The sequence below is a fragment of the Micromonospora cathayae genome, from assembly GCF_028993575.1.
Classification (GTDB): Bacteria; Actinomycetota; Actinomycetes; order Mycobacteriales; family Micromonosporaceae; genus Micromonospora; species Micromonospora cathayae.
The window spans coordinates 2692622-2707876 of the sequence record NZ_CP118615.1 but is presented as its reverse complement, the minus strand read 5'-3'; the positions used below and the strand labels follow the sequence as shown (position 1 = coordinate 2707876).

Annotated in this window: 16 protein-coding genes; 6 read left to right on the top strand and 10 right to left on the bottom strand. The window is 74.4% G+C overall.

Translation table 11 applies throughout. From position 1 onward, the window contains the following. Positions 1 to 2: 2 nt before the first annotated feature. From PVK37_RS12390 to hutH, 4 genes are read left to right on the top strand one after another with little or no spacing between them, the layout of a single operon-like run. Positions 3 to 1253, top strand: a complete 1251-nt coding sequence (locus PVK37_RS12390) for an allantoate amidohydrolase (protein WP_275034029.1) — start codon at positions 3 to 5, stop codon at positions 1251 to 1253. Continuing rightward, positions 1250 to 2605, top strand: a complete 1356-nt coding sequence (locus PVK37_RS12385) for a formimidoylglutamate deiminase (RefSeq protein ID WP_275035093.1) — start codon at positions 1250 to 1252, stop codon at positions 2603 to 2605. The genes PVK37_RS12390 and PVK37_RS12385 overlap by 4 nt, the downstream gene beginning before the upstream one ends. Next, a complete protein-coding gene (hutI, locus tag PVK37_RS12380) occupies positions 2602 to 3816 on the top strand; it encodes an imidazolonepropionase (protein ID WP_275034028.1) in 1215 nt (404 codons plus the stop codon). The genes PVK37_RS12385 and hutI overlap by 4 nt, the downstream gene beginning before the upstream one ends. Next, complete coding sequence (gene hutH, locus PVK37_RS12375) at positions 3804 to 5342, top strand: histidine ammonia-lyase (RefSeq protein WP_275034027.1); 1539 nt, start codon at positions 3804 to 3806, stop codon at positions 5340 to 5342. Before hutI ends, hutH begins: the two co-directional genes overlap by 13 nt. A 169-nt stretch (positions 5343 to 5511) precedes the next feature. On the opposite strand, the gene PVK37_RS12370 is transcribed toward hutH, so the two are convergent. From PVK37_RS12370 to PVK37_RS12350, 5 genes are all read right to left on the bottom strand, one after another. Next, positions 5512 to 6564: an AEC family transporter gene (locus PVK37_RS12370; RefSeq protein WP_275034026.1), complete on the bottom strand. Its 1053-nt coding sequence runs from the start codon at positions 6562 to 6564 to the stop codon at positions 5512 to 5514. 239 nt (positions 6565 to 6803) lie between these two features. Next, positions 6804 to 7421: an RdgB/HAM1 family non-canonical purine NTP pyrophosphatase gene (gene rdgB, locus PVK37_RS12365; RefSeq protein WP_275034025.1), complete on the bottom strand. Its 618-nt coding sequence runs from the start codon at positions 7419 to 7421 to the stop codon at positions 6804 to 6806. Further along, a complete protein-coding gene (rph, locus tag PVK37_RS12360) occupies positions 7418 to 8146 on the bottom strand; it encodes a ribonuclease PH (protein ID WP_275034024.1) in 729 nt (242 codons plus the stop codon). Before rph ends, rdgB begins: the two co-directional genes overlap by 4 nt. 134 nt (positions 8147 to 8280) lie before the next feature. Then, on the bottom strand, positions 8281 to 9426 hold the full coding sequence (locus tag PVK37_RS12355; RefSeq protein WP_275034023.1) for a glycosyltransferase family 4 protein: 1146 nt from the start codon (positions 9424 to 9426) through the stop codon (positions 8281 to 8283). Positions 9427 to 9520: 94 nt separating this feature from the next. After that, positions 9521 to 10270, bottom strand: a complete 750-nt coding sequence (locus PVK37_RS12350) for an MBL fold metallo-hydrolase (protein WP_275034022.1) — start codon at positions 10268 to 10270, stop codon at positions 9521 to 9523. Positions 10271 to 10529: 259 nt separating this feature from the next. On the opposite strand from PVK37_RS12350, the gene PVK37_RS12345 reads away from it, so the two are divergent. Continuing rightward, positions 10530 to 11099: a hypothetical protein gene (locus PVK37_RS12345; protein ID WP_275034021.1), complete on the top strand. Its 570-nt coding sequence runs from the start codon at positions 10530 to 10532 to the stop codon at positions 11097 to 11099. A 94-nt stretch (positions 11100 to 11193) separates the two neighbouring features. Here the strand turns inward: PVK37_RS12345 and PVK37_RS12340 are convergent, their stop codons facing one another. From PVK37_RS12340 to PVK37_RS12330, 3 genes are all read right to left on the bottom strand, one after another. After that, entirely contained in the window at positions 11194 to 12159 is a 966-nt protein-coding gene (locus PVK37_RS12340) for a PLP-dependent cysteine synthase family protein (protein ID WP_275034020.1), read from the bottom strand. A gap of 11 nt (positions 12160 to 12170) precedes the next feature. After that, on the bottom strand, positions 12171 to 12521 hold the full coding sequence (locus PVK37_RS12335; protein ID WP_275034019.1) for a MoaD/ThiS family protein: 351 nt from the start codon (positions 12519 to 12521) through the stop codon (positions 12171 to 12173). Between the two features lie 73 nt (positions 12522 to 12594). Continuing rightward, complete coding sequence (locus PVK37_RS12330; protein WP_275034018.1) at positions 12595 to 13083, bottom strand: M67 family metallopeptidase; 489 nt, start codon at positions 13081 to 13083, stop codon at positions 12595 to 12597. A 180-nt stretch (positions 13084 to 13263) separates the two neighbouring features. Between PVK37_RS12330 and PVK37_RS12325 the strand changes: the two genes are divergently transcribed. Beyond that, the gene (locus tag PVK37_RS12325; RefSeq protein ID WP_275034017.1) at positions 13264 to 14124 is read left to right on the top strand and encodes an aldo/keto reductase; all 861 of its coding nucleotides are present in this window, start codon (positions 13264 to 13266) and stop codon (positions 14122 to 14124) included. Positions 14125 to 14265: 141 nt separating this feature from the next. Here PVK37_RS12325 and PVK37_RS12320 read toward each other — a convergent pair whose 3' ends face one another. Together PVK37_RS12320 and clpS are read right to left on the bottom strand one after the other, a co-directional pair. Continuing rightward, positions 14266 to 14760 (bottom strand): DUF2017 domain-containing protein, encoded by a 495-nt coding sequence (locus PVK37_RS12320; RefSeq protein WP_275035092.1) that lies wholly within the window; start codon positions 14758 to 14760, stop codon positions 14266 to 14268. 2 nt (positions 14761 to 14762) lie between these two features. Further along, positions 14763 to 15053, bottom strand: coding sequence for an ATP-dependent Clp protease adapter ClpS (gene clpS / locus PVK37_RS12315; RefSeq protein ID WP_275035091.1), 291 nt, complete (start codon positions 15051 to 15053; stop codon positions 14763 to 14765). Positions 15054 to 15255 lie beyond the last annotated feature (202 nt).

Below are 15255 nucleotides of genomic sequence, written 5' to 3'. Positions count from 1 at the left end.
TGGTGACGTACACCGGAACGGCCGGTGCGCCGGAACCGGACCGGACCCGGACGACGGGGGCCCTCGCCGACCGGTTCCGGGCGCTGTGGGACGAGATCGCCCCGGTCGGGCGGGACCCGCGCACCGGCGGCTACCTGCGGTACGCGCTGACCGAGCCGGAACGGCGGCTGCGGGAGTGGTTCCGGGCGCAGGCCGACCGGCGGGGCATGCCGGTCACCGACGACGGCAACGGCAACCTCTTCGCCCGCTGGGGTGACCCGGACGCGACCGGCGCGGTGCTCACCGGCAGCCACTTCGACTCGGTGCCGCACGGCGGCGCGTACGACGGGCCGCTCGGCATCGTCAGCGCCCTGCTCGCCGTGGACGAGCTGCGCGCCGCCGGGGTCACCCCGGCCCGGCCGGTCGTGGTCGGCGCGTTCGTCGAGGAGGAGGGGGCCCGGTTCGGCGTACCGTGTCTGGGGTCGCGGCTGCTCACCGGGGCGATGCCGGTCGAACGGGCGGCCGGGCTGCGCGACGCCGACGGGGTGAGCTTCGCCGAGGCGCTCGGTGACCGCCCGGTCGGGGCGCGACCGGACCTGCTCGCCGGGTTCGCCGCGTTCGTGGAGCTGCACGTGGAGCAGGGCCGGGCGCTGGTCGACGGGGCCGCGCCGGTGGCGGTGGCGTCGGCGATCTGGCCGCACGGCCGGTGGCGGTTGGACTTCGACGGTGAGGGCAACCACGCCGGTACCACCCGGATGGCCGACCGCCGCGACCCGATGCTCACCTACGCGTTCACCGTGCTGGCCGCGAACAAGGAGGCCCGGCTGCGCGGCGCGCACGCCACCGTCGGGCGGGTCCGGGTGGAACCGAACGCCACCAACGCCGTCCCGTCCCGGGTGACCGGCTGGCTGGACGCGCGGGCCGCCGAACCGGACACGCTCACCGGCCTGGTCGCGGCGGTGCACGCCAAGGCGGTCGAGCGGGCCCGCCGGGACGGCACCGGGGTCACCCTGACCGAGGAGTCGGTGACCCCGCTGGTCGGGTTCGACGCCGACCTGGGCCGGCGGCTGGCCGACCTGCTGGACGCGCCGACGTTGCCCACCGCCGCCGGCCACGACGCCGGGGTGCTGGCCGGGCACCTGCCGACGGCGATGCTGTTCGTCCGGAACCCGACCGGGGTGTCGCACTCCCCCGCCGAGGCGGCCACCGACGCCGACTGCGCCGCCGGGGTGACCGCCCTGGCCCGGGTACTGGAAGAGCTGACATGCCGGTGACCCGCTGGCTGGCCGAACACGCCTGGCTGCCCGACCGGGCCGAACCCACCCCGGACGTGCTGATCGAGACCGACGGCGGCCGGATCACCACCGTCCTCCCGCTGACCGACCGGCAGCCGCCGGCCGCCGGGGTCGAGGTGCTCGCCGACGCGGTACGGCTGCCCGGCCTGACCCTGCCCGGCCTGGCGGACGCCCACTCGCACGCCTTCCACCGGGCGCTGCGCGGGCGTACCCACGGCGGCCGGGGTGACTTCTGGAGCTGGCGGGACACCATGTACGCGGTGGCCGACCGGCTCGACCCGGACAGCTACCTGGCGCTGGCCCGCGCCGTCTACGCGGAACTGGCCCTGGCCGGGGTGACCTGCGTCGGCGAGTTCCACTACCTGCACCACCGCCCGGACGGCGGCCGGTACGCCGACCCGAACGCGATGGGCGCGGCGCTGGTGGAGGCCGCCGCCCAGGCCGGCATCCGGATCACCCTGCTGGACACCTGCTACCTGACCGCCACCGTGGACGGTGGACCGCTGACCGGGCCGCAGCGCCGCTTCGGGGACGGCGACGCGGACCGGTGGGCGGAACGGGTCGACGGGTTCACCCCGGCCGGTGAGCACGCCCGGGTCGGCGCGGCCGTGCACTCGGTGCGGGCGGTCCCCGCCGGGCAGCTCGGCACGGTCGCCGGGTGGGCACGCCGGCACGACGCCCCGCTGCACGTGCACCTGTCCGAGCAGCCGGCCGAGAACGACGCCTGCCGGGCCGCGTACGGGCGCACCCCGGCCGGGCTGCTGGCCGAGCACGGGGTGCTCGGACCGGCCACCACGGCGGTGCACGCCACCCACCTGACCAGCGCCGACGTGGGTCTGCTCGGCACCAGCGGCACCGGGGTGTGCCTGTGCCCGACCACCGAACGGGACCTGGCCGACGGGATCGGGCCGGCCCGCCGGATCGCCGACGCGGGCAGCCCGCTCAGCCTGGGCAGCGACAGCCACGCCGTGATCGACCTGTTCGAGGAAGCCCGCGCGGTGGAACTGGACGAGCGGCTGCGCACCCGGCGACGCGGGCACTTCACGCCGGCCGAGCTGCGGGACGCGGCGACGGTCACCGGGCACACCGCGCTGGGTTGGCGGGACGCCGGCCGGCTCGCCCCGGGGGCACGGGCCGACCTGGTCACCGTCCGGCTGGACAGCCCGCGCACGGCCGGCGTACCGCCGGTGGGGGTGTTCTTCGCGGCCGGCGCGGCCGACGTCACGCAGGTGGTGGTGGACGGCCGGGTGGTGGTCCGCGACGGCCGGCACGTCGCCGTGGACGTGCCCGCCGCACTCGCCGACACGGTCCGGGCGGTGCTGCCCTCATGAGCAGTCTGCTGGTCGACAACATCGGGGAACTGGTCACCAACGTGGCCGGGACCGGCGAGGGCGGGCCACTGGGTATCCGGCGGCGGGCGGCCGTGCTGGTCGAGGAGGACCGGATCGCCTGGGTGGGTCCGGCCGCGATCGCGCCGGCCGCGGGCCGCCGGATCGACGCCGACGGCGCGGCGGTGCTGCCCGGCTTCGTGGACAGCCACGCCCACCTGGTGTTCGCCGGGGACCGGGCCGCCGAGTTCGCCGCCCGGATGGCCGGGCAGCGGTACACCGGGGGCGGCATCCGGACCACGGTCGGCGCGACCCGGGCCGCCTCCGACGACACGCTGCGCGGCACCGTACGCCGGTTGCGCGGCGAGGCGCTGCGGCAGGGCACCACCACCATCGAGATCAAGAGCGGGTACGGGCTGACCGTCGCCGACGAGGCCCGTTCGCTGCGGATCGCCGCCGAGGTGACCGGGGAGACGACCTTCCTCGGCGCGCACGTCGTCCCCGCCGAGTACGCCGACCGGCCGGACGACTACGTCGGGCTGGTCTGCGGGCCGATGCTGCACGCCGCCGCCCCGTACGCGAAGTGGATCGACGTGTTCTGCGAGCGGGGCGCGTTCGACGCCGACCACGCGCGGGCGATCCTCGCCTGCGGCCAGGCGCGCGGGCTGGGGGTACGGGTGCACGCCAACCAGCTCGGCCCCGGGCCGGGCGTGCAGCTCGGCGTGGAGTTGGGGGCGGCCAGCGTCGACCACTGCACCCACCTCACGGACGCCGACGTGGACGCGCTGGCCTCGACCGAGGTGCCGTGGACCTCGGGCACCGGCACCGGCACCGGCACCGTCGCCACCCTGCTGCCCGGGGCGGAGTTCTCCACCCGGTCGCCGTACCCGGACGCCCGGCGGCTGCTCGACGCGGGGGTGACCGTGGCGCTGGCGACGGACTGCAACCCCGGTTCGTCGTACACGTCGTCGATGCCGTTCTGCATCGCGCTCGCCGTACGCGAGATGGCGATGACCCCGGCGGAGGCGGTCTGGGCCGCGACCGCCGGTGGCGCGCGGGCGCTGCGCCGTACCGACGTCGGGGTCGTGGAGGTCGGGGCGCGCGCCGACCTGACCATCCTGGACGCCCCGTCCCACCTGCACCTGGCCTACCGGCCGGGGGTGCCACTGATCCGCCAGGTCCTGCACAACGGAGTGCCGCAATGTCGAACGTAGTCGTCCAGCCCACCGGGATCACCGCCGCCGACGTGCTTGCGGTGGCCCGGGGCACCGCGAAGGTCGTCCTCGATCCCGCCACCGTGGCGGCGATGGCGACCAGCCGGGCCATCGTCGACCGGATCGAGGCCGCCGGCCGGCCGGTCTACGGGGTCTCCACCGGGTTCGGCGCGCTCGCCAACACGTTCGTCGCGCCGGAACGCCGGGCCGAACTCCAGCACGCGCTGATCCGTTCCCACGCCGCCGGGGTCGGTGCGCCGATGCCCCGCGAGGTGGTCCGGGCGATGATGCTGCTGCGGGTACGCTCGCTCGCCCTGGGCCGGTCCGGGGTGCGCCCGCTGCTCGCCGAGGCCCTGGTCGACCTGCTCAACCACGACGTCACGCCGTGGGTGCCGGAGCACGGTTCGCTGGGCGCGTCCGGGGACCTGGCGCCGCTGGCGCACTGCGCGCTGGTGCTGCTCGGCGAGGGCTGGGTGCTCGGCCCGGCCGGGGAGCGGGTGCCGGCCGCCGAGGCGCTGCGCGGGGCCGGGCTGACCCCGGTCGCGCTGGCCGCCAAGGAGGGGCTGGCCCTGATCAACGGCACCGACGGCATGCTCGGCATGCTGCTGCTGGCGATCCACGACGCCGCGCACCTGTTCACCATGGCCGACGTGACCGCCGCCCTGGCGATCGAGGCGATGCTCGGCTCGGAACGGCCGTTCCTGCCCGAGCTGCACGCCATCCGGCCGCACCCCGGGCAGGCGGTGTCGGCGGCGAACATCCACCGGCTGCTCCAGCACTCTGCGGTGATGGACTCGCACCGGGACGACCTGGCGCACGCCGTGCAGGACGCGTACTCGATGCGCTGCGCGCCGCAGGTCGCCGGGGCGGCCCGGGACACCCTGGCCTTCGTCGAGCAGGTCGCCGCCCGGGAACTGGTGTCGGTGGTCGACAACCCGGTGGTACTGCCGGACGGGCGGGTCGAGTCGACCGGCAACTTCCACGGCGCGCCGCTCGGTTTCGCCGCCGACTTCCTCGCCATCGCCGCCGCCGAGGTGGGAGCGATCGCCGAACGGCGCGTCGACCGGCTACTCGACGTCACCCGGTCCCGGGACCTGCCGGCGTTCCTCTCCCCCGACGCCGGGGTGAACTCCGGGCTGATGATCGCCCAGTACACCGCCGCCGGGATCGTCGCGGAGAACCGGCGGCTGGCCGCTCCCGCCTCGGTGGACTCGCTGCCCACCAGCGGCATGCAGGAGGACCACGTCTCGATGGGCTGGGCGGCGACCAGGAAGCTGCGTACCGTCCTGGACAACCTGACCAGCCTGCTCGCGGTGGAGTTGCTGGCGGCGGTACGCGGCCTGCAACTGCGGGCCCCGTTGACCCCGTCGCCGGCCGGTCGGGCCGCGGTGGCCGCCCTGCGGGACGCGGCCGGCGAACCCGGGCCGGACGTCTTCCTCGCCCCGGTGATGGAGGCCGCCCGCGAGGTGGTCCGCGACCCGGCCCTGCGTACCGCGATCGAACGCGAGGTCGGCACGCTGGGGTGAGGGGCCCCAGTCACGCTCGGCAGGCGCGGACCGGCCCCGGCTCAATGGGCACGGGCCGACATGCACGCGCCGGCCCCGGCTCGACGGGCGCGGGGCCGGCCCCGGTCCGGCTGCATGGGCGCGGACCCGCCGCCGATGCGCTCGGCGGGCGCGGGTCGGCCGGTGCGGTTCAGTGGGCGGCGAGCAGCGCGATGCCGAGCAGCACCGGCACCGCCGCCACCGTCGACAGCAGCACCGCGTCCCGGGCCAGGACGACACCCCGGTCGTAGCGGACCGCGTAGACGAAGACGTTCTGTGCGGTGGGCAGGGCGGCGGTCACGGTCGCGGCCAGTACCACCGGTTGCGGCAGCCCGAGCGCGTACCGGGCGACCAGGTACGCCACCGCCGGCTGGGCCACCGCCTTCAGGAACACGGCGAGCCAGACCTCCCGGCCGGTGTCCCCGGCACCGGGGCGCGGCGCGCCGGACAACGACAGCCCGTACGCGAGCAGGGCGGCCGGGACGGCCATCGCCGCCACCAGTTCGACCGGCCGCAGCACCGGTTCCGGCGGGAGCCAACCGGTCAGGGAGCAGACCACCCCCAGGGCGCAGGCGACGGTGACCGGATTGGCTACCGGCTGGGCCACCACCCGTACCAGCGACCGCCGGCCCCCGGCCGCCGGGCGGTCCGGGCTACCGGACGGCGGGCCGCCCTGGCTGCCGGACGGCGGGCGGTCCGGTCCGCCATCTGCCGGGCCGCCGGACGGCGGGTCCGCGGTGCCGGATGCCGGATCCCGGGCTCCGGCGGTCGTCTCCAGCACCGCGAAGGCGAGCGGGGTCAGCACCACCAGTTGGAGCATCATCACCGGCGCGACCACCGAGACGTCCCCGAGCACGTACCCGGCGATCGGGATGCCGATGTTGGCCGCGTTCACGTACGACGAGGAGAGCGCGCCGATGGTGGCCTCCGGTGCGGGTCGTCGCCACCAGAGCAGCGCCACGGCCAGGTACCCGCCGGCCACCACGACGACGGTCAGCACCGTGACGACCAGGGCGGACGAGACGAGCCCGAGCACGTCCGCGCGGGCCACGGTGAGGAACAGCAGCGCCGGGGTCGCCACGAAGAACGACACCCGGGCCAGTACGGTCGACGCCTCCGGCCCGAGCACGCCGCGCCGGCCGACCAACCACCCGACCACGACGACTGCCACGATGACGGCGAAGCCCGTCAGGACGCCCGGCACCTCGCTCCTTCCCGGGCGGCCCCGACCGCACCCACCGGCGGACGGTACCCGCCTGACCGCCGGTACGCGACCGCCGGGCGGCCGGACGGACGGCGGGCGGCCGGACGGCGGGCGGCCGGACGGCCAGGCAGATGACCGGTCGGCGGTCCGGCCAGAGGTCGCGGGCAGGCGGGCAGGCAGCGGTCAGGCGCCACCCGGGCGGGCGCCAGGCAGAGAGCCGGGCAGCACCAGGCAGACGGTCAGGCCACCGGCGGGAGCACCTTGGCGACCAGCTTGGCCAGGTCACGCAACGCCTTGCCCCGGTGGCTGATCGCGTCCTTCTCCGCCGGGGTCAGCTCGGCGTTGGTCCGGGTCTGGCCCTCGCCCAGGAAGATCGGATCGTACCCGAAGCCGCCCTCGCCGCGCGGCGCGCGCAGCAGCCGGCCGGGCTGGCGGCCGTCGACCAGGTGCTCCTTGCCGCCGGGCAGGACCAGGGCGACCGTACAGACGAACGCCGCGCCCCGGTGCTCGTCGGGCAGGTCGGCGATCTGGTCGAGGACCAGTTGCAGGTTGGCCTGGTCGTCGCCGTGCCGGCCGGACCAGCGGGCGCTGAACACCCCCGGCATGCCGTTGAGGGCGTCCACGGCCAACCCGGAGTCGTCGGCGACCGTGGGCAGGCCGGTGCGCCGGCAGCCCTCCCGCGCCTTGATCAGCGCGTTCTCACCGAAGGTGAGGCCGGTCTCCGGCAGTTCGGGGTAGTCGGCCACCTCGTCGAGGCCGAGCAGCGCGACCCGGTGCGCGCCGAGCGCGCCGTCGAGGATCCGCTGCAGCTCGATCAGCTTCTTCCGGTTGCGGGTCGCCAGCAGGACCTTGTTCATGACTCCAGTGCCTTCCGCTGTGCTTCGGCCAGTTCCGCGCAGCCCGCCACGGCGAGGTCGAGCAGGGCGTCGAGCTGCCCCCGGGCGAAGACCCCGGACTCCCCGGTGCCCTGCACCTCGACGAAGTCGCCGGCGCCGGTGCAGACCACGTTCATGTCCACCTCGGCGGTCACGTCCTCGTCGTAGTTCAGGTCGACCCGGGCCTCACCGGCGATGACGCCGACGCTGACCGCCGCCACCGACCGGTGCATCACCTTCTCCGGCTTCCCGGCCAGCGCCTTGCGGGCGGCCAGCCAGGTCACCGCGTCGTGCAGGGCGACGTATCCGCCGGTGATGGCGGCGGTACGGGTGCCGCCGTCGGCCTGGAGGACGTCACAGTCGAGCACGATCGAGTTCTCGCCGAGCGCCTTGAGGTCGACACACGCCCGCAGGCTCCGGCCGATCAGCCGGGAGATCTCGTGGGTACGCCCACCGATCCGGCCCTTGACGCTCTCCCGGTCGGAGCGGGTGTTGGTGGCCCGGGGCAGCATCGCGTACTCGGCGGTCACCCAGCCCAGGCCGGACCCACGCCGCCAGCGGGGCACCCCCTCGGTCACGCTGGCCGTGCAGAGCACCCGGGTGCCACCGAACTCCACCAGGACCGATCCCTCGGGATGGGTGCTCCAGCCCCGTTGCAACGTCACCGGTCGGAGTTGGTCGGGCCGCCGCCCGTCAGGTCGTGCCATGCAGGCACTCTATGCGGTCGCGTGATCGAACTCTTCTGGGGTGTCCACCAGCCCGGACCGCCGGAGCGAACCCCACTTCGGCCGAACCGGGCACCGGCCGGATCAGGCGTCGGCCGGATCAGGCACCGAGCGGGTCAGGCGTCGGCTGGAAGCCCGCTGGGCTGGGCGGCGGCACGCACCGCCCGGTAGTGGCCGATCAGCTCGTCCCCGATCACCGTCCAACTGCGGCGGCCCACCGCCCGCCGCCCGGCCGCCCCGTACGCCCGGCGGCGCTGCGGGTCGGCGGCCAGGTCGGCCACCGCCGCGGCGAGCGCCGCGCCGTCGCCGGGCGGCACCAGCAGTCCGGTACCGCCGGACTGCACCAGGTCGACCGGTCCCCCGGCGGCCGGAGCGACCACCGGTACCCCGCTGGCCAGCGCCTCCTGCACGGTCTGCCCGAAGGTCTCGTGCGGGCCGGTGTGCGCGAAGACGTCGAGGCTGGCGTAGAGGCGGGCCAATTCCTCGCCGTGCCGGGTACCGAGGAAGACCGCCCCGGGCAGGGTCCGGGCCAGTTCCCGCCGCGCCGGCCCGTCGCCGACCACCACCACCCGTACCCCGGGCAGCCGGCAGGTGGCCGCGAGCAGTTCCACCCGCTTCTCCGGGGCGAGCCGCCCGACGTAGCCGACCAGCACCTCCCCGTTCGGGGCGAGCCGGCGGCGGATGCCGGGATCGCGGCGGTCCGGGTGGAAGAGGTCCGCGTCGACGCCGCGCCGCCACAGCCAGATCCGCTCGACGCCGTGGGCGATCAGGTCGGCGGCGGCCCGGGTGGACGGGGCCAGGGTCCGGCCCGCGCTGTTGTGGATCTCCCGCAGCCGCCGCCAGGCCGCCACCTCACCCCAGCCGACCTGGTACGCGCGGGCGTAGGCGGCGACGTCGGTCTGGTAGACCGCGACGGACGGCAGCCGGTGCCGGGCGGCCAGCGTCGCGGCCCGCGCGCCGAGCACGAACGGACTGGCGAGATGGACCACGTCCGGGGCGAACGACAGCAGGGTGTCGGCGAGCCGGTTACCGGGCAGCCCGAGCCGGAAGCTGCGGTACCGGGGCATCGGCACGCTGGGAATGCGGACCACCGGGTACGGCAGGTCGTCGACGAGCCGCCGACCGTGCCCGCCCGACGGGGCGGGGGCGACGACCATCGGTTCGTGGCCCCGCGCCACCAGGTGCTCCGCGACCCGGGCCACGGAGTGCGCCACCCCGTTGACGTCCGGCGGAAACGACTCCGTGACGATGGCGATCCGCATGCTTCCACCGTGCGGGCGGCACCGGTGCTCCGGCCGTCCGGTCGTTGACCGGCCGGCGAACAGTGCGCCACGAAACGGTACGCGGTGCCGGGGGTCAGACGTCGTACCGGCAGCCGGGCCGAACGACCTCCAGCGGGCCGGCGTACGTGGCGGCGGCCGCCTCGACGGTCTGCGCCTCGCTGCCCCAGGCGGTGACCAGGTGGGTGAGCAGCAGCCGACCGACGCCGGCCTTGGTGGCCGCCTCGCCCGCCTCCCGGCCGGTCAGGTGCAGGTCCGGGGGGTTCTCCACCCCGTCGAGATAGCTGGCCTCGCAGAGGAACACGTCGGCGTCCTGGGCCAGCCGCAGCAGCGGCTCACAGGGGGCGGTGTCCGACGAGTAGCAGAGGATGCGTCCCTCGTGTTCCAGCCGCACCCCGTACGTCTCGACCGGATGGTTCATCCGGTCGACGGTGACGGTGAACGGGCCGATCGGGAAGGTGCCCGGCTCCAGGGCGTAGAACTGGTAGACGTCCTCGACGCCACCCTGCTCCTGGGTGCCGTACACCGCGTGCAGCCGGTCGGGCGCGCCCGCCGGGGCGTACACCGGCAGCGGCGGGTACGGGCCGTCCGGGGCGTACCGGCGGACCACCACGTAGGAGGCGGCGTCGAGGATGTGGTCGCAGTGCAGGTGGGACAGGACGATCGCGTCCGGGGCGTGCAGCCCGGCGTACCGTTGCAGAGCCGACAGTGAGCCGGTGCCGAAGTCGAGCAGCAGCCGGAAGCCGGCGGCTTCCACGAGGTACGCCGAACAGGCGGACTCGGGGCCGGGAAAACTTCCCGCACAACCCAGCACGGTCAATCTCATGCGGTCGCCCCGTTGCCACTGCCGGTAGTCGACCCGTCGAGACTCGCCCCGCCGATGATCTCTACCGACGCGTACGCCACGCTGCGCAGCCTACGCCGGACCGGCCGGCGGCAAGAATGATCTGATCGAAGTTGTCGCCAACGTGACACCCCTCCATGTCCCGCCCTTGCCCACCGTCACGACCGGCCCCTCGGACCGTTGCACACCGTGAGGCCCGTCGACCGGCGACGGGACACGGACCACGGGGGCGAGACGGATCGTGCTGACCGAGGCGGAGCAGCCACCGGCCACACCCGCACCGACGGAGCACCCGGCAGCCCGGGACGAGCCACACCCGTACCCGTGGACCGGGCCGGACGGACGACGCCCCTGGACCGGGCCGGACGGTCCACAGCACGACCCGTGGGGCAGGCCGGACGAGCCACGACCGTACCCGTGGGGCAGGCCGGACGGACCACGGCCGTACCCGTGGGGCAGGCCGGACGAACGGCGGTCGTACCGGCGTGCCGGGGCGGGCGGACGGCACCGGACGCCCCACCGGGCACCGTCGGTCGGGACGGACGGCCGCCGGCTGCTGGCGATCTGCGGCTGGGCCACCGCGCTGGACGCGGTGGCCCTCGCCTCGGGCCTGCGCGGCCTGGTGCTGGTACTGGCCGGCCAGACCCCGTCGTGGTACCAGCCGACGGTCACGGCGCTGGGTCTCGGCGGGATCGTCCTGGGTGCGCTCGCGGTGCGCGGGCACGCCCGTGCCGGTCTGCCGTGGACCGCCCTCGGGTTGGCGAACCTGGCGGTCGGGGTGAGTGCCGGCCTCACCATCAGCCTGCCCTGAACGACCCACCGCCCCTGAACAGCCCACCGCAGGGGGTCAGGACCTCCGCCCCTGGACGGCCTTCCGCACCTAGAACCCGACCCTCCGCAGCGGGTCAGGCCCAGAGCTGGCCTTCGAGGGCCTCCTCCGCGTCGGCGAGGGTGCCGCCGTACGCACCGGTGGAAAGGTACTTCCAGCCGCCGTCGCAGACCACGAACGCCACGTCGGCGCGCTCGCCGTCCCGTACCGCCTGGTGCGCCACGGCCAGGGCGGCGTGCAGGATCGCGCCGGTGGAGAACCCGGCGAAGATCCCCTCCACCTCCACCAGCTGCCGGGTCCGCAGCACCGCGTCCCGGGTGCCCACCGAGAAGCGCCGGGTGAGCACGGTGGCGTCGTACAACTCGGGGACGTAGCCCTCGTCGATGTTACGCAGGCCGTAGACCAGCTCGCCGTAGCGCGGTTCGGCCGCGACGATCTGGATGCCCTCGACCTTCTCCCGCAGGTAACGCCCGGTGCCCATGAGGGTGCCGGTGGTGCCGAGCCCGGCCACGAAGTGAGTGATCGTGGGCAGGTCGTGCAGCAGCTCCGGCCCGGTGGTCTCGTAGTGCGCCCGCGCGTTGGCCTCGTTGCCGTACTGGTAGAGCATCACCCAGTCGGGGTGCTCCTCGGCGATCTGCTTCGCGGTGGCGACCGCCTGGTTGGACCCGCCGGCCGCCGGCGAGAAGATGATCTCCGCGCCGTACATCCGGAGCAGTTGCACCCGCTCGGTGGAGACGTTCTCCGGCATCACACAGACAAGTCGGTACCCGCGCAGCTTCGCCACCATGGCCAGCGAGATGCCGGTGTTGCCGCTGGTCGGCTCCAGGATGGTGTCACCCGGGCGGAGCCGTCCGGACCGCTCCGCCGCCTGGACCATGAACATCGCCGCCCGGTCCTTGATGCTGCCGGTCGGGTTCCGGTCCTCCAGCTTCGCCCAGAGCCGCACCGGCGGTGCCCCGTCGGGCACCGTCGGCGACAGGCGCGGCAGCCCGACCAGGGGCGTACCACCACAGGCGTCGAGCAGGCTGTCGTACCGCGCCATGGCGGGCCGCCTCAGCGGGCGGCGACGGAGGAGGCGCGACCGACGCTGCCGTGCCCGCTCATCGCCGCCATCGCGGCGAAGCCCAGCGCGCCACCGGCCACGGCCGGCAGGATCGTCACGGTGTCCCCGTCGGAGAGCTTGGCGTCGAGCGCGCCGAGGAAGCGGACGTCCTCGTCGTTGACGTAGACGTTGACGAACCGGTGCAGGGTGCCGGTCTCGGTCACCAGCCGGCCACGCAGGCCGCCGTGCCGGCTGTCGAGATCGGCGAGCAGGTCGGCCAGGGTGTCCCCGGCGCCCTCGACGACCTTCGCGCCGCCGGTGTAGCTGCGCAGGATGGTGGGGATGCGAACCTCGATGGCCATGATGTCGTGAACTCCTCGTTCGGGTGTGCCGGAAGGTGACGGACGAAAGGGTGAGCCGGGTGCTGAAGACTGCTCAGCGGTCGGAACACTCGTAGTCGACCGTCGCCGGGCTCTGCCCGAACATGTAGGACTGGACGGCGTGCGGGTCCACGGTGGCATCCACGATCCGGACCGGCTCCTCGGTCACCACCCCGTCCACGATGCGGAAGGAGCGGATCTCCTCCGTGTCGGGGTCACGGGTGGAGACCAGGAGGTAGTGGGCTCCCGGCTCACCGGCGAACGAGATGTCCGTCCGGGACGGGTACGCCTCGGTCGCGGTGTGCGAGTGGTAGATGACGACCGGTTCCTCGTCGCGGTCGTCCATCTCCCGCCAGACCCGCAGCTGCTCCATCGAGTCGAACTCGTAGAACGTCATCGAGCGGGCGGCGTTCTCCATCGGGATGTGCCGGGTCGGGGTGTCACTGCCGGCGGAGCCGGCGACGACGCCGCACGCCTCGTCCGGGTGGTCCCGACGCGCGTGCGCGACGATCGCGTCGACGATCGACCGGTCGATGCTCAGCACGTCCCCCAGCCTAGCGCCTGACCGGAGCGGACCGAAGGTGGCAGCCGTCACCCTTCGCCGGCCACCCGGCCGGCCCCGCCACCTCCACGACCCCCGGCGCGGTTTCCCCGGCCGGTCCGCCGGGGATGCTGTCCCGGGTGTCCGGAACCTGTCCGGGCACCCGGCAGGAGGAGGTCGACCATGCAGTACCGCCGTATCGGCTCGGTCGAGGTCAGCGCGATCGGGCTCGGCGCCATGCCGATGTCGGTCCAGGGACGCCCCGACCCCGAGCGTGCCGTCCGCACGATCCACGCCGCGCTGGACGCCGGCGTCACGTTGATCGACACCGCCGACGCGTACTCGGTCGGGTCGGACGACTTCGGGCACAACGAGTCGCTGATCGCCCGCGCGCTGGCCGGGTACGGCGGGGACACCTCGGGGGTGCTGGTCGCCACCAAGGGCGGACACACCCGCCCCGGCGGGGACGCGTGGGCGCTGGACGGCTCACCCGAGCACCTGCGGGCCGCCTGTGACGCCTCGCTCAAGCGGCTCGGGGTGGACGCGATCGGGCTGTACCAGTTCCACCGGCCCGACCCGCAGGTCCCGTACGCCGAGTCGATCGGGGCGCTGAAGGAGCTGGCCGACGCCGGCAAGATCCGGATGGCCGGCATCTCCAACGCCGACCCGGAGCAGATCCGACTGGCCCGGGACATCCTCGGCGCGCACCTGGTCTCGGTACAGAACGAGTTCTCCCCCGCCTTCCGCAGCAGCGAGCCCGAGCTGCGGCTCTGCGCCGAACTGGGGCTCGCGTTCCTGCCCTGGTCACCGCTGGGCGGGATCGGGAAGGCCGGCGGGCTGGGTGAGCGGTTCGCACCGTTCGCCCGGATCGCCGAGCAGCACGGGGTCAGTCCGCAGCAGGTCTGCCTGGCCTGGCAGCTCGCCCTCGCCCCGGTGGTGATCCCGATCCCCGGCGCGAGCCGCCCGGAGACCATCCGCGACTCCGCCGCCGCCCCCCACCTGGCCCTCACCCCCGAGGACCTGACCACCCTGACCACCACCTAACCCACCCCAGTCCCCCTCCCCCTCCCCCACCCGCGCGCCCCCTCGTCCCGCCCCGTTGATCATGAAGTTGGTGACGCGACACGCCGGAGCGGAGCACAACAACTTCATGATCAACGGGGCGGGCCAAGGGGCCGGGGGGGGTTAGTCGAGGAGGGCGTTGAGGAGGGATTCCTGGAGGTAGCCGAGGTAGGCGTACACGGAGAGCTGGAACACCCGGGTCGAGGCCGGGTCGGCGGCGACCGCCTCGTCCAACTCCGCGCCGAGATCGGTGCCCTCCTTGACCCCGAGCCGGACCCCCATCGCCAGCCGGGCGTCGTTGAGCGCCCGTAGCCACGCCTCGGCAGCCTCGGCATCGAGGCGCACCTCGCCACCCTGCTCGTCGGGGAGGGCGGCGAGGATCGCACCGGCCTGGTCGATCTTCGCGGTCTTGAGGTCACCCTCGGTGTACCGGCGGAACTCGGCCGAACTGGCGGCGTCGTCGGCGTACACGTCGGGAAAGAGCCGGCCCACCACCGGATCGCTGTGGTCGAAGCCGTCGGTGAGCAACCCGACCACCTCGGAGGCGACCTTGCGCAGTACGCGGACCTCGTCCACGGCGAAGGTGGCGACATAGTGGCCGCCCCGGCAACGGAACATGCTCACGAGCGGTCCACCGTCGCCCAGAGGCCGTACGCGTGCAGCTGCGACGCGTCGTGCTCCATCCGTTCCCGCGCCCCGGTGGACACCACGGCCCGGCCCTTGTGATGCACGTCCAACATCAACTGTTCGGCCCTCTCCCGGCTGTACCCGAAGAGCTTCTGGAAGACCCAGGTCACATACGTCATCAAATTGACCGGATCGTCCCATACGATCGTCACCCATTGCCGGTCCGAGACCGGCACCTCTTCGGTGCCCGGCGTCTCGACCGGTGCCACCTGTGGAGCCGCCATGCCACCCATCGTGCCACCGGAACCGGGATTGCGATGAACCGGAACGCCGGGCGGACCCGGATCGGCGGCCGGATCGGCCGCCGCACGACCCCGGGCGGGGCCGGCCAGAGCGGCACCGGCCAGCGCGGACACGGGGTGCCGGTGATGGCCAGCGGCCAGCACGGACGGACGACGCGGGTCGCGATCCGCACCAGTCAGCACG

Coding starts and splice junctions, on each gene's coding strand:
- hutI (WP_275034028.1), top strand. CDS start 2,602: ATGAGCAGTCTGCTGGTCGACAACATCGGGGAACTGGTCACCAACGTG.
- hutH (WP_275034027.1), top strand. CDS start 3,804: ATGTCGAACGTAGTCGTCCAGCCCACCGGGATCACCGCCGCCGACGTG.
- rdgB (WP_275034025.1), bottom strand. CDS start 7,421: ATGAACAAGGTCCTGCTGGCGACCCGCAACCGGAAGAAGCTGATCGAG.
- rph (WP_275034024.1), bottom strand. CDS start 8,146: ATGGCACGACCTGACGGGCGGCGGCCCGACCAACTCCGACCGGTGACG.
- PVK37_RS12355 (WP_275034023.1), bottom strand. CDS start 9,426: ATGCGGATCGCCATCGTCACGGAGTCGTTTCCGCCGGACGTCAACGGG.
- PVK37_RS12350 (WP_275034022.1), bottom strand. CDS start 10,270: ATGAGATTGACCGTGCTGGGTTGTGCGGGAAGTTTTCCCGGCCCCGAG.
- PVK37_RS12340 (WP_275034020.1), bottom strand. CDS start 12,159: ATGGCGCGGTACGACAGCCTGCTCGACGCCTGTGGTGGTACGCCCCTG.
- PVK37_RS12335 (WP_275034019.1), bottom strand. CDS start 12,521: ATGGCCATCGAGGTTCGCATCCCCACCATCCTGCGCAGCTACACCGGC.
- PVK37_RS12325 (WP_275034017.1), top strand. CDS start 13,264: ATGCAGTACCGCCGTATCGGCTCGGTCGAGGTCAGCGCGATCGGGCTC.
- PVK37_RS12320 (WP_275035092.1), bottom strand. CDS start 14,760: ATGTTCCGTTGCCGGGGCGGCCACTATGTCGCCACCTTCGCCGTGGAC.
- clpS (WP_275035091.1), bottom strand. CDS start 15,053: ATGGCGGCTCCACAGGTGGCACCGGTCGAGACGCCGGGCACCGAAGAG.